Origin of the sequence: Desulfurobacterium sp. (genome assembly GCF_027028515.1) — a bacterium.
Lineage (GTDB): Bacteria > Aquificota > Aquificia > Desulfurobacteriales > Desulfurobacteriaceae > Desulfurobacterium_A.
Genome location: NZ_JALVIW010000078.1, coordinates 47,226 through 60,307, shown reverse-complemented (window position 1 = coordinate 60,307; position 13,082 = coordinate 47,226). Strand labels below are relative to the sequence as shown.

Sequence of the window (13,082 nt, the reverse complement as noted above, 5' to 3'; positions counted from 1 at the left end):
CTTTTCTGCTTATCCCTGTTTCCGCCACATCCAAAACTACCGTGAGTTTTTTGTGCGGGTATATTTCTTTCAGTGTTTTAAGGACGTTTTCAAGTGCGTCCGGCGTGTGGGCGTAATCTATGTAGATGTCTGGTGCGATTTCCTCCAGCCGTCCCGGCACCGTTATTTGTTTGAAGTAGTCTTCAGCGTTTTCAAATCCTAATTTTAAAAGGGCGCCGAAAGCAGCAGTCACATTGTAGGCGTTGTATTTTCCTTTAAGATTTGTTTTTAGCGTAAATGTTTTTCCTTTAAATGTAACTTTTACCTGTGTTCCGTTTGGTATTGGCTTTATCTCTGTTATTTTCAGTTTTCCCGATCTTCCGTAAGATATAGTTTCAAATCTATGGATGGTTTTTGTTCCCTCTATGACACTTCCGAAGAAGTCGTCACTGTTTGTGAGGAAGAATCCCTCCGGGTTTATGTATTTAAGGAAACCATACTTTGCCAGGAAGTAGTTGTATATATTTTGATAAAAGTCAAGATGCTCTGGCGAAAGATTTGTGAAAACACCTCCCTGGAAGGTGAGTCCCTCTATTCTTGATAGTGATACGGCGTGGGAAGAAATTTCCATTACGACATATTCAGCACCTTCATCAACCATCTGTTTTAAAAGAGCGTTTAGTTCTATCGGCGGTGGAGTCGTTCTTTCTGCCTTTTTTCTGCTATTTGGTGTTATGTATTCAACTGTTCCTATCAGTCCTGTTTTGAATCCTGCGCTTTTTAAAGCGTTGTAAAGTATGAAAGAAGTTGTTGTTTTCCCGTTTGTTCCTGTTATTCCTATTAACTTCAGTTTTTCTGAAGGTTTATCGAAGAAGCGGTGTGCTATTATGCCTTCTGTTTTTCTTATCTCTCTTGTTAAAAGTGCTGTTACACCTTTTTCTGCTGCCTTTTTTAGTGCTTTTCTGTCTGTGCCTATAATGGCAACGGCACCCTTTGAGATGGCATTTTCAATATAGTTATGGCCGTCTGTCTGAAAACCTTTCACCGCAAAAAAAAGATAGCCAGGCTTTATCTGCCGGCTATCTTCTGATATGCCACGAATGATGCAATCTTCAAATTGAATGGCTTCTATATCTATTTTTTCTATTAACTGTGATAGTTTCAAGCTTCTGTTTCGTCTCCTTTAATCGCTTCTTCTAACTTTTGAATCTTTGATTCCACTTCGTCTAAAATATCCTTTTTCTCTTCCTCAGAAAGTTCTTCTTCTGGTGACATTACAAGTGTTTGAATGTTTTCAGCTATTTCTTTAACCAGCTTTTTAGCCCTTTCAGGAAGGTCACTGTCTTTAAGTTGTTCCTGAAGTTCCTGCAATTTTTCCATTATCTCTTCTTTCCTTGTTGTTGCAAGATAGGCTGCCCCTGCTCCAACGAGGCTTCCAAGAATAAACATTATCGTTCCCTTTTTCATCTGCAATCCTCCTTCCTTTCCTGTTCTGTAATTAATTTATTGATTTATCCTGATTTGAACAACTATTCAAGACGTTTAAGTATCTCCTGCGCCCGGTATTTTATGTTGCCTTCGCCCTCTATTGATTCAGGATTCTTTGTCATCTTTTTGAGAGCCCTTTTAAGGTGATCTTTTGCCCTATCCCAGTCCCCTTTGTAGTACAGGCATTCTCCTAAATGTTCCTCAACGACCGCGTCACCGTTGCTAAGTTTGAGCGCTCTTTGAAGTTCTTTGCAGGCTTTGTCATACTTTCCCATCTTAAAGAGTATCCAGCCGTAGGTGTCAATATAGGCGCCATTATCAGGCCTCTTTTTGAGGGCTTTTCTTATCAGTTTTAGTGCTTCTTGAAGGTTTTCACCTCTGTTTGCGTAAAGGTATGCGAGGTAATTGAGGGCTGCCGGGTCGTCAGGATGCTTTTCCAGAAGCTTTTTCAGATATCTTTCTGCCTCTTCTTCTTTTCCAAGTTTGTCGGCATAAACGGCAAGGGAAAAGTAGAGTCTTGGATCGTTACTTCCCTTGCTTACAATTGATTTGAGGAAACTGTAAGCTTCCCGGGTATTGCCATTTTTATCTGCGATAGCTGCTATTCTAAGAGCATAATCGCTTTTCTTGGTAAGTTGATATAGTCTCTCAAAGTAGGCTTTTGCCTCTTCTATTTTTCCAAGTCTTAAATACAAAGTTGCAAGCTGCTCAATTACGGTTGTGTTTTCAGGGAACAGGTCTAACGATTTTTCATAAGCTTTTACTGCCTTTTCTTTCTGTCCCGTTAATTCATAGGCAAGACCTAAAAGGAAGTAAACGTTTGGATTGTCAGGATTAAGCTTTGTTATTCTCTCTATTACGGGGATAACTTTCTTATACTCTTTCAGGTTAAGCAGGCTTGTAGCAACCTGGGTTAAGTTTTTCAAATTGTATGGTTCTCTTTCTACTATTCTGTTGAGAATTTTTACAGCTTTGCCTTTTTCTCCATCTATTATGTATATCTTTGCAAGTTCTCTAAGTGCCGGCAGCGGTGCATCTTTTCTCCTGCACAGCTTTTCAAAAAATCTTTTTATGTTTTTACTGTGATTTTTCTGGTAAATGGTTTCGAGAATCTGGTAAGCATCATCTATTTCGGGGTTTAATTCTGCAGCTTTTTCAAGGTATTTTTCAGCTTTCTTGTACTGTTTTTCCTTGTAGTAACTGTATCCTGTCAGGAAGTTAAGAAAAGAATTTTCGGGGTCGATTTTTAGTCCTTTTTCCAGTATTTTGGCAGCTTCGTCATACCGCTTTTCACCTATTAAAAGTTTTCCACAGATTACAAAATCATCAGGTTTTTTAGATTTTTGAGTCAGTTTTAAAAATACATGTGCCGCTTGTTTGTTCATGCCGTTCATTATGAAGAGTTTTCCTAAAATTCTAAGGGATTTTTCAGATTCATTTGTTATGGATTTTGCCGTTTCTATCGCTTTGTTCAGGTCGCCGATTGATGCATAAAACATGGCAGCTGTAAGTTTTAATTCTGTGTTGTTTGGTCTTACTTTTAGGGCTTTTTCAAGGTACTTTTCTGCTTCTTCTCTCTTTCCTTCCTTTGTCGCTATTGAGAAATTCATATAATAGTAGAGGAAGTCATCGTTTTTTTTCTCTGTTAACTTTGGCGGTTTTGTAACCGGCTTTTGCTGAGTTGCGCAGGAAGATGCAAGTATGAAGGCAGATAGCAGAGCGGCAAGTTTTTTCATATGGTTATCCTCTGAAATAGGGATATTTTACTATAGCAAATTATACCACCTTCAAAGGTAAAGTTTATGAGGGAAACCCTGGAGAACATAAAAAGGTTGCTTACCCTTCTTGTAAAAGAGGATTTTAGATACTTTGATAGGGTTAGAGATCCTGATAAAGCTCTCCTTGCAATGTTTTCAAAGTTAAAACCTTTTCTTTCAGAAAAGAGACTCTCTTTTGTTGAAAAGGCCGAGAAGTTTTTGAAGGGTTACAGGTACCTTTCTGATAGTGATAGGAAGCGGCTTATTAAAGAACTTCATACAGTTTTTGTTTTGAGGTTTTCTCTTGAAGAGATAGAAAGAGAGGTTCAGAAAAAAAAGTTAGAAAAGATTGTATCCTCATCCTCTTCAGGATTCGTAGAGGAAGCGGAAAAGTATCCTTTAAAAGCTTTTTTCCAGCCGCCGGAGACGGTGAAGGGGTTGAACAAATACGCCATTTCACGGTTAAAAAAGTTGGGTCTTAACACCATTTTAGATGTTCTCTTTTATGTTCCTTTCAGGTATGAAGATAGGACGACTATAACGCCTCTAAATCTCCTGAGAGATGGAGAAACTGCCCTCGTAAAAGGAAAGGTTGCAGGGATTGTAGATACGGTTACTAAAAGAGGAAAAAAGCTTTTGAAAGTTATACTCTACGATAGGCACGGGAAGGTAACGCTTCTCTTTCTGCAGCAGAGAGTTTTTGGGTTTTACAAAAAGCTCTTTTCTCAGGCCAGAGAGTTGGGAAAGGATGTGGTAGCTTACGGTAAAGTTAAAAGGAGTGGTCTTTCTTTCACCATGGTTCATCCAGAAGTTGAGATTTTTGAAGAGAAAAAGAGTTATTCAAAGGTTGGCGTTATACTGCCTGTTTACCATCTAATGGAGGGATTGAAGCAGAACCTTGTAAGAAAAGATATAGCCTTTGTTGTGAAGAAAACACTTCTCCGTTTTCCGGAGTATCTTCCAAGAGAAATAGTAAAAAAGAGAAAGTTGCCTTCTATATCTCGATCAATATGGGAGGTTCACTTTCCTTCATCACCTGTTGAAGAACTTCAGGAGTTCAAGACGGCTTATCAGCAGCGTTTGATATACGATGAATTTTTCCTGTTCCAGGTGGCATTGGCCCTCGTGAGAAGACGTATAAAGGAAGAAAAGGGTATAGGTTTTCCTGTAACGGAAAAGATGTTGGACGAATTTAAGAAGAATCTGCCATTTTGTCTAACTGGTGCTCAGGAGAGAGTTCTAAAGGAAATAGTAGCGGATATGAAGAGTGAAAAACCTATGAACCGCCTGATTCAGGGAGATGTTGGTAGTGGTAAAACGGTTGTTGCTGCAGCTGCTGCCTATCTTGCTGTAAAGAGTGGATATCAGGTTGCGGTTATGGCACCGACGGAAATTCTTGCCAAGCAGCACTTTAAGAAGTTTAAGGAGTTTTTCTCTCACTTTGGTATTCCTGTTGGAATTTTGACAGGCAGCATGACGCCGAAAGCTAAGGAGACTACCCTCAAAGCGATAAGAAAGGGCTATTTTAAGGTGATTGTTGGCACTCACGCTCTTATTCAGGAAAAGGTGGAGTTTGAAAATTTAGGTCTTGTTATTATTGATGAACAGCACAGGTTTGGCGTCAAGCAGAGAGCGGAACTTAAAAATAAGGGGAGCCGTCCGGATGTTCTTGTTATGACAGCGACGCCTATACCGAGGACTCTTGCCCTTACCGCCTATGGAGATCTTGATGTTTCTGTTATAGATGAAATGCCAGCAGGACGCAAACCCGTGAAAACAAAGATTGTTTTTGATGATGAGATGGAAAAGGTAGTTTCTTTTTTAAGAAAAGAGCTTTTGAAGGGGAACAGGGCATACATTGTTTATCCGCTTGTTGAGGAGTCTGAAAAGATTGAACTTAAGGCAGCAACAGAGATGTTTCACTTCTGGAGTGAGAAGCTTAAAGATTTTTCCGTTGGGCTTCTTCACGGCAGGATGAAACAGGAAGAGAAGGATGAAGTTATGTCAAAATTTAAGTCCGGTGAGTTTCATGTGCTTGTCTCAACGACTGTTATAGAAGTTGGTGTTGATGTTCCTGAGGCAACTGTTATGGTAATTGAACATGCTGAACGGTTCGGGCTTGCCCAGCTTCATCAGTTGAGAGGCAGAGTTGGCAGGAGTGACAGGCAGTCTTTCTGTTTTCTCATAACAAAAAGAACCGTAAGTGAAGATGCGATAAAACGTTTGAGAGTCCTTGAAGCCACGACAGACGGTTTTAAGGTTGCAGAGGCGGACCTTATGTTTAGAGGTCCCGGAGAACTTATGGGAACAAGGCAGTCTGGTATAGGTGAGTTTAAAATAGCGGATTTAAGGCGGGACTTTGAACTTTTAAAGATGGCAAGAGAAGATGCTTTTGAGTTTGTTGAGAAAAATCCGAACCTTGAAGGTTTTGATGACCTTAAGGATTTAATAAAGTACCGCTTTAAGGGAAATGAAAACTTTGTTGAAATTGCTTGATAGATAAAAGCTTTCTTTCTTTTTTATTTCAACCATAATATTTGACATATATAAGAATAGCTGGTAAATTACAATTAATACCAGAAGATGGGGAGGTTCAAAATGGATGCTCTTGCTCTTGCAGCTAAGGCGTGGGGAATTTTGGTGGCTTTCATAGCTATAGTTGGTCCCATTAAGGATTAACGGTTCCCGCCTTTTAAGGGCGGGGTTTTTATATCTCTACAGGGATTTTGTGGTACTTTATCCCTGATTCTATTTCATCCATTCCAAAAGCAAGGGCTACCATCTCCGGTAAAAATAGGACAGGTAGTTTTTCTTTTATTTTTGCGTCTGCCTGATAGAGATCAAAAGCTTTAAAGCATAAGGGGCATGGTGTTACTATTACTTCTGCTCCGGCTTCTTTCGCACTTTCAGCAATCTTTTTAATTTTTTTAAGAGCAGTTGCCCTGTCTGTATATATTGCATGGTAGCCGCAGCATGTGTTTGATTCTTCAAACTCTGTTGGTACGCCTCCACATACCTCTATAAGCTTTTCAAGTTCACCGTTTTTAATGACCTTTTCAGGATATCTCAGGTGGCATCCGTAAAAAGGTGCCATTTTTACGGGAAGTTTCCTCCTTACTTCTCTTTCTATTTCTTTAAAACCAATTTTTCGTGTCAGGAAGGGTAAAATGTGCCAGAGTTTAAGGTTGCCGGTGTAGGTGAGCTCTTCCTCCTTAAGGATTCTGTTTATCTTTTCTTTTATTTCTTCATTTTCATCAAGAACTTTTTTCACTCTGTTTATAACCATGAAGCAGGTGTTGCAGCTTATTAACAGATCAAGGTTTTCTTTCTCCGCAGCGGCCATGTTTCTGCCGTTAATTAAAACCGATAGAAATCTGCTTTCTTCATCAATGACATTTCCACCGCAACACACGGTCTTTCTCAATTCGGGAAGTTCGACATTAAACCTGTTGAGTACGTTTTTTATGACTTCAAACAGGATGAAATCAAGTCCCTGAAAACAGCAGCCTCTATAAAATCCAATTCTTCTCACTTCTCTTCTCCTTTAAGGAGTGCTTCTATCTTTTCGTCTATTTTCCGTATCTTTTTAAAGTCTATTGCTTCAATGTCCCCTTCTTCCACCAGTGCCCTGATTATAAGGTCTCTCAGCGCCAGGAATCCGTCGGGAAGGTGTGGAATGTCCCACACTTCAATGCCGTGTTCTCTGCACGTTTTTATAAACTCTTTTACAGCTTTTTCACTGTTGTAAACATCAGCCGGCAAAAATAGGCGGTTAATCTGTCCTGTTGCGTATATCCAGTTAAGGTAGTGGGAGAGCTTCTTTGCACCAGGAGATTCTTTCTTCCCGCTTCTTACGAGTGTTCTTCTAACTTTCTGTATATCATCTGCAGGTGCAATGTTTTTTGGACAGACTGCAACGCACTTCTGACACTGAAGGCAGGACCATACGGAGGCGTTAAGTGCTATTTCAAGTCTTTTCTCTTTTATCTCTTCCTTTTCTCTTGAATCTGACAGAAACCTGAAGGTTCTGACAAACGCAAAAGGACCTGAGAATGGAATGTTTTCTTTTAACGCTTCACAAACACTGCAACAGGCAAGGCATAGGATGCAGTCTGTTTCTTTCTCGTACTGTTTCACCTCTTCAGGTGAGACGGTAAATTCTGCATCTCTGGGAGGCTCTTTTTCCTCAAGCCACAGGTTAAAGCGTTTTATCGTTTCTTTTTTACCTTCTGTGTCAACGACAAGGTCTTTTATGATTTTAAATCTTGAGAGGGGTTCTATAATAATAGTTTTAGAACTAAACTCCTCCATGATTTTTTCAATAGGTGTTTTACATGCAAGGCGGGGTTTCCCGTTGATGTTTACGGCACACGAACCGCATATTCCGCTTCTGCAGAAAGCCCTGAAAGCGAGTGTGGGATCTATGTTATCTTTTATGTATGTTAATCCTTTAAGAACTGTTATTCCTTTTGTGATAGGAATTTCGTAATCCTGGTATTGAGGCTTTCTGTCTGTTTCAGGATTAAATCTAAACACTCGAAAGGTAGCGGTTTTCAACGCTCACACCTCTTTGCATTATTTGTAGTTTTCTTAATTTATTCTTTTTTGCATAGGTAGAGAACCCTGTTGCCCAATTTAAACTCTTTTACCTGCTTGTCAAAAGGTTTTTCCGTGATAAAGAATTCACCTTTCTCCAGTTCTGTTTTTCTTTTGAGTGGTAAAGGCTGTTGTCTAAATTTCTCGATGTAGAATCCCGTTTTCAGTTCCGGTATCAGCGTTGATAGTTTATCCCCTTTTGTAATTGTAGAAATTTCCCAGGCTGCTTTTTTATATTTTGGATATTTGAATTCAGCTATTGATAGATAGTAACCGCTATAAAATCCTCTAATTATAAAGAGTGTGCAACCTGCCATGAGGATAAAGTTTGTTACATCTATCCTTTTCATTGCGTAAAAATAGATAAAGTAAGCCACTATGAGGAAGAAAATTGTAGAGTTTAGAGCTATTTCTGCATGAAGTGTCAGCCATATTGTTGTAATAATTCCTAAAAATAGAAGGATATCCATTAAAAACTGGATGTTTGATATGCTCCTCTGAGGATTGACTTTTTTATCTTTTAAAATTTCTGCTAACAGGATAGATATAAACGGTATAAGCGGAATTATATATCTCATTCTTGTTCCGGGTGAGAAAAGATACACGGTTATATTTGCTATTATTATGAAAGCTATCTCTTTCATGAATGGATTTTCAATAACTTTTACCCTGCCTTTATCCTTTATTATTTCATAGATGACAAATAGTGACCATGGAAATAGGGCAAGTATAAACCTTGGAATGAACAGGATTATGCCCTTTAATGTCTTTGTTACAGGGTTGTCTACCGCAGTTCTCCTTACCGCTTCGTGCCATAGTGTTAAAACCGCTTTTTCTGGAGACACTGCCATAACCCATAAAAAAAATGGCATAAGTCCTATTACTATTCCTGCTATGTGCTGAAGTGTTAGGAGTTCTTTCAGCTCTTTTCTTGAAAACAATACCACTATATAGGAAATGATGAAGAAAAGAATTCCCGGCAGTCCTTTTGTTAAAAGTGCAAGAGATGCAAGGAAATATCCCACAGTCCAGGCAATGAATTTTCTATTTTTGTCAAAAAAATGGTACCACAGGCTTATGGAAAGAAATGTAAATAAAGTAAACAGCATATCCGGTTCACATTTGGTTGAGTAACCTATTAATACTGTCCACGTTGTCATAAATATTATTGATGAAAAGACAGCTCTTCTTTCATCGAGTTTTTCTTTTACAAAGTAGTAGAGAAAGAGAGCGGTTAGACCTGTCGCTACAAGTGATGGAAATCTCAGTGTGAATTCGTTTATCCAGTGAGGGTTGAACCCTGCAAATAGAATGGTTATCCAGTTATGTAATGGTGGTTTTTTAAAGTAGGGAACCATCAGTACAGTTGGCTGAACAAAATTATGTCTGAACAGCATTTCAAGAGCAACGATACCCCGCCTCGGTTCTTCGTGATGGAGTGTTAAAAGCCAGAGGTTCACCGTTCCTGCAAGAAAGAGCATGATTAAAAACAGATTCAGGGTTTTTCTATCTATCGCTGGAAGTTTCTTCTTCACTTTTTTCATCAATCAGCACCTCTTTGAAAAATTCTTCCGGTATGTCGGGTTTTTCTCCTGACGGATGCATCTCTATATCTATAATGTTGCAGTTTGGACATTTATAATAGCTTACCCACAATTCTTTATCGCCCACTATCTCTTTCACTTCACCGTTTCTATTCAAGTTCCTTGATCCGATGTATTCGAACTCTCCTATGTTTCCGCAGTTAGAACACTTAAGAAGCTTCTTGAATTTCAATTCAAACCTCCATAATATTTCCCGTTGAATTATACTATCTCAGTTATAATTACATCAGTTCCGTTTTAAGACTATAGAGAGGTTTACATGAGGAAGATATTAAAAGACAGGAAATTTCTAATTTTAGCTCTTGTTTCGATCCTTTTACTTGTTGCTCCGAACGGCTTTTACTCAGCCTTTGACAAGGATGAGCCAAAGTACCTTGAGGCTGCTCACGAGATGGTTAAAAGTGGTGACTATATAACCCCTTACTACAACTACGAATATCGCTTTGACAAGCCGATTCTCATTTACTGGCTCATCGTTGCAGGTTATAAACTTTTTGATGTTAATGAGTTTGGTGGAAGATTCTTCGTTTCTCTTTTTGGTGTAGCGCTGGTTTTACTTTTGTATCTCTGGATTAAAAAGTGGAAGGATGAGGAGTTTGCTTTTTGGTCTTCGCTTATATTACTTTCTCTTCTTGATTTTATCGTGATGTCGTCGGCGGCTATGCCTGATATAGTTTTAACATTTTTCATAGCCGCTTCTCTTATGGCGTTTTATAACGGCTATCATGAAAACAGGAAACGGTGTTATTTAGCGGCTTTTGCGGCGGCAGGGTTTGCAACGTTAACTAAGGGTCCCGTTGGACTTGCTCTTCCCGGTCTTGTTGCTGTTGTTTATCTGATTTTAAGACGTGATTTGATAAAAACATTTAAAAAAATTCCGTGGTTTTCCGGCTTTGCCATTTTCACAGTCATAGTTGCCCCCTGGTATGCGGCAATTTTGAAGAAGCACGGTTACCTTTTCTTTAAGGATTTCATTATCTTCCACAACATAGAGAGATTCACGTCTAAAATTCCGGGTCATCCGACCGAGTGGTGGTACTATTTTGTCAACTATCCATGGATGTTCCTTCCGTTTTCCGTGATTTTTGTATTTGCTGTTTACCGGTTCTGGACAGATAGGAAAAAATTATTAGTGGATGATTTATTTATGTTTGCGGTTGTCTGGTTTCTAATTATTTGTGGATTTTTTCAAATAGCTCACACTAAACTTGCACATTACTTACTTCCGTCTTTTCCTGCATTTGCAATCTTAACCGCTTATTATGTTAGAAATTATAGAGAAAAGCTTCCTTACTATCTAACAGCGGTTCTTCTACTTTTTTTGATTATTGCCGTCCCTGCGGCACTTGCTGTGAAAAAACTGCCCTTGGCTGCAGCAGTCATGGTTGTTCCTATTGCCGTTTCTATCTATTTCATCTTTAGAAGCAAAGAGCCGTACAAACCGCTCCTCTATGGATTTTTATCAACGATGATTCTCTTTAAATGGGTTACCCTTCCCGTTCTTGAACCTTACAGGGCAAAGCCTTTAATTGGAAAAGAATTAAGACATATGAAGTTAAAGAATCCGAATCTCTCTGTCTATTCGCTTGCCTATACAAGTCCTGAGATTGTCTATTATTACGGTGAAGGGAAGATTCCACAGATAGATTTTAGAAAAGCTGCAGAACTCCTTAAAGATAAGAATGTGCTGATAGTTACGAGGGAAAACAGGCTCAAAAGGTTGAAAGTTCCATACAGGGTAGTTGATGTCAGGCAGGAGCTTCTCACAAAACACAGGTTAGTAATAATAACTTCAGGAGAGAAAAGATGAAAGGTGTAAAAAAGATTTCAATAGTTGTTCCCCTTTACAACGAAGAGGATAACGTTAATGAACTTTATCAGCGTATTAAGAAGGTTGTTGATTCCCTGCCTCTTGACTATGAGATAATTTTTGTTGATGATGGCAGTACGGATAAAACTGCTGAAAAGCTTGAGGCAATTGCCGCAAAAGATAAAAAGGTAAAAGTTATTGAGTTTGCAAGAAACTTTGGTCAAACACCGGCGATGATGGCTGGAATGGATCTTGCCGGTGGTGACGTGATTATAACAATGGATGGTGACCTTCAGAATGATCCTGAGGATATACCGAGACTTCTTGAGAAGATAGAAGAAGGCTATGATGTTGTGAGCGGCTGGAGAAAAAATAGAAAGGACGCTGCGATTTCAAGAAAACTTCCTTCCAAGATAGCAAACTGGTTGATAGGAAGGTTGACAGGTATAAAAATTCACGATTACGGGTGTTCTCTCAAGGCTTACAGAAGTTCTGTGATAAAGAGGGTCAGGCTTTACGGTGAAATGCACAGGTTTATACCTGCCGTTGTTTCTACTGTTACTTCTCCGGATAAAATTATAGAAATTCCCGTAAAGCACCATCCAAGGAAGTATGGTAAGTCAAAGTACGGTATTTCAAGGACTTTTAAGGTAATTGTTGACTTGTTTTATGTCTGGTTTGTTAAAAAGTATATGCAGAAACCGATTCACTTTTTTGGCGGTATAGGTTTAACGCTTCTGTTTATTGGTCTTGTCTTTTTTTCCTACCTTATGGGTATAAAGATTATGGGGCATCCAATAGGAGGCAGACCTCTTCTTATTATATCGGTTATGTTCATCATCTCCGGACTTCAAATGTTAACAACAGGTATTATCAGTGAGATTCTCATGCGTATCTATTTTGAGTCTCAGAGTAAAAAACCCTACGTGATAAGGAGAATTATTAATAGTGAGAAAGAGTAAGTTAGTTATTTCCCTTTTAATTTTAGTAATTTTTGGATACATCCTTTATAGGTACGATGTATTTTCTCAAATTTCCAGCATGTTAAAGGATTTAAGTTACAGGGATATTGCTTTTTCCCTTTTTATCTACGTGTTTGTTTATATTTTTCGGGCTTTGAGGCTTAAACTTTACATTGAAGAGATTCCCCTTTCAGAGATGGCTTCTGTTATAGGTGTTCACACGTTTTTTAATAATGTGATGCCTTTTCGCTCCGGCGAAACCTCTTTTCCCCTTATTTTGAAGAAGCTTTACGGTATAGATATGACGCGTTCTTCTGTTGTCCTTTTTGGGGCACGGGTATTTGATCTTTTATCTCTTTCTATTCTCTTTCTATTCTCTCTATTTTCCGTTTCTTTTTCTGATAAAAGGTTGATTTTCTTCCCCATATTGGCGGTTGCTCTTGTCGGGATTGCTCTGTTTGTTGCTTATAAATTTCTACACTTTTTTAAGGAAAGAATTCCTTTTTTTGATAAATTAATCATCGCTTCTGCAGTTCTTTTCAGGGTAGATAAATTAATGCAGATGTTTTTCTTCTCTATCTGTATATGGATTTTGAAGTTCACAGCGTTTATGTTTATTCTAAATGCAGCTCATCTCGGGCTTGGCTTTTTTAAAACTATTTTTGTTTCAACGTTTGCAGAATTTACGACTGTCCTTCCCATACACAGCATAGGCGGATTTGGAACATTTGAAGCTGGAATGGTTGGTGGCTTTTCTCTTATAGGGATGAATGCTAAAAAGGCTCTTCTTTACGCAGTCTATTTCCACACTCTTATCCTGTGTATGTCTGGATTTACGGCTCTTTCTGGCTGGTTGTACCTTTCCTTTAAGTTTTCAAAGTAAAGT

At 38.7% G+C, this 13,082-nt stretch carries 11 protein-coding genes; 4 read left to right on the top strand and 7 right to left on the bottom strand.

Annotated elements, in window-relative coordinates; all coding sequences use genetic code 11:
* From MV676_RS07110 to MV676_RS07100, 3 genes are all read right to left on the bottom strand, one after another.
* A partial coding sequence (locus tag MV676_RS07110; RefSeq protein ID WP_297446211.1) for a UDP-N-acetylmuramoyl-L-alanyl-D-glutamate--2,6-diaminopimelate ligase occupies positions 1 to 1,144 on the bottom strand: 1,144 nt, incomplete at its 3' end.
* A complete protein-coding gene (locus MV676_RS07105; RefSeq protein ID WP_022847071.1) occupies positions 1,141 to 1,446 on the bottom strand; it encodes a YtxH domain-containing protein in 306 nt (101 codons plus the stop codon). The genes MV676_RS07105 and MV676_RS07110, both read right to left, overlap by 4 nt.
* A 62-nt stretch (positions 1,447 to 1,508) precedes the next feature.
* On the bottom strand, positions 1,509 to 3,203 hold the full coding sequence (locus tag MV676_RS07100) for a tetratricopeptide repeat protein (RefSeq protein WP_297446207.1): 1,695 nt from the start codon (positions 3,201 to 3,203) through the stop codon (positions 1,509 to 1,511).
* 66 nt (positions 3,204 to 3,269) lie between these two features.
* Between MV676_RS07100 and recG the strand changes: the two genes are divergently transcribed.
* Complete coding sequence (recG, locus tag MV676_RS07095) at positions 3,270 to 5,720, top strand: ATP-dependent DNA helicase RecG (protein ID WP_297446204.1); 2,451 nt, start codon at positions 3,270 to 3,272, stop codon at positions 5,718 to 5,720.
* Positions 5,721 to 5,931: 211 nt separating this feature from the next.
* Here recG and MV676_RS07090 read toward each other — a convergent pair whose 3' ends face one another.
* From MV676_RS07090 to MV676_RS07075, 4 genes are read right to left on the bottom strand one after another with little or no spacing between them, the layout of a single operon-like run.
* Positions 5,932 to 6,756 carry a CoB--CoM heterodisulfide reductase iron-sulfur subunit B family protein gene (locus MV676_RS07090; protein WP_297446201.1) on the bottom strand — a complete coding sequence of 275 codons (825 nt, stop codon included), beginning with the start codon at positions 6,754 to 6,756 and terminating at the stop codon, positions 5,932 to 5,934.
* Entirely contained in the window at positions 6,753 to 7,781 is a 1,029-nt protein-coding gene (locus MV676_RS07085; RefSeq protein WP_297446198.1) for a succinate dehydrogenase/fumarate reductase iron-sulfur subunit, read from the bottom strand. The genes MV676_RS07090 and MV676_RS07085 overlap by 4 nt, the downstream gene beginning before the upstream one ends.
* A 38-nt stretch (positions 7,782 to 7,819) precedes the next feature.
* Positions 7,820 to 9,364 carry a glycosyltransferase family 39 protein gene (locus tag MV676_RS07080; RefSeq protein ID WP_027720031.1) on the bottom strand — a complete coding sequence of 515 codons (1,545 nt, stop codon included), beginning with the start codon at positions 9,362 to 9,364 and terminating at the stop codon, positions 7,820 to 7,822.
* Positions 9,327 to 9,596, bottom strand: coding sequence for a hypothetical protein (locus MV676_RS07075; RefSeq protein WP_022847066.1), 270 nt, complete (start codon positions 9,594 to 9,596; stop codon positions 9,327 to 9,329). Before MV676_RS07075 ends, MV676_RS07080 begins: the two co-directional genes overlap by 38 nt.
* An 87-nt stretch (positions 9,597 to 9,683) precedes the next feature.
* Between MV676_RS07075 and MV676_RS07070 the strand changes: the two genes are divergently transcribed.
* The 3 genes from MV676_RS07070 to MV676_RS07060 are packed head-to-tail and all read left to right on the top strand — an operon-like array spanning position 9,684 to position 13,079.
* Complete coding sequence (locus MV676_RS07070; RefSeq protein ID WP_297446192.1) at positions 9,684 to 11,234, top strand: glycosyltransferase family 39 protein; 1,551 nt, start codon at positions 9,684 to 9,686, stop codon at positions 11,232 to 11,234.
* Positions 11,231 to 12,196, top strand: a complete 966-nt coding sequence (locus MV676_RS07065) for a glycosyltransferase family 2 protein (RefSeq protein ID WP_297446189.1) — start codon at positions 11,231 to 11,233, stop codon at positions 12,194 to 12,196. The genes MV676_RS07070 and MV676_RS07065 overlap by 4 nt, the downstream gene beginning before the upstream one ends.
* On the top strand, positions 12,183 to 13,079 hold the full coding sequence (locus MV676_RS07060; protein ID WP_297446188.1) for a lysylphosphatidylglycerol synthase transmembrane domain-containing protein: 897 nt from the start codon (positions 12,183 to 12,185) through the stop codon (positions 13,077 to 13,079). The genes MV676_RS07065 and MV676_RS07060 overlap by 14 nt, the downstream gene beginning before the upstream one ends.
* Positions 13,080 to 13,082: the final 3 nt, after the last annotated feature.

Coding starts and splice junctions, on each gene's coding strand:
- MV676_RS07100 (WP_297446207.1), bottom strand. CDS start 3,203: ATGAAAAAACTTGCCGCTCTGCTATCTGCCTTCATACTTGCATCTTCC.
- recG (WP_297446204.1), top strand. CDS start 3,270: ATGAGGGAAACCCTGGAGAACATAAAAAGGTTGCTTACCCTTCTTGTA.
- MV676_RS07070 (WP_297446192.1), top strand. CDS start 9,684: ATGAGGAAGATATTAAAAGACAGGAAATTTCTAATTTTAGCTCTTGTT.
- MV676_RS07065 (WP_297446189.1), top strand. CDS start 11,231: ATGAAAGGTGTAAAAAAGATTTCAATAGTTGTTCCCCTTTACAACGAA.
- MV676_RS07105 (WP_022847071.1), bottom strand. CDS start 1,446: ATGAAAAAGGGAACGATAATGTTTATTCTTGGAAGCCTCGTTGGAGCA.
- MV676_RS07080 (WP_027720031.1), bottom strand. CDS start 9,364: ATGAAAAAAGTGAAGAAGAAACTTCCAGCGATAGATAGAAAAACCCTG.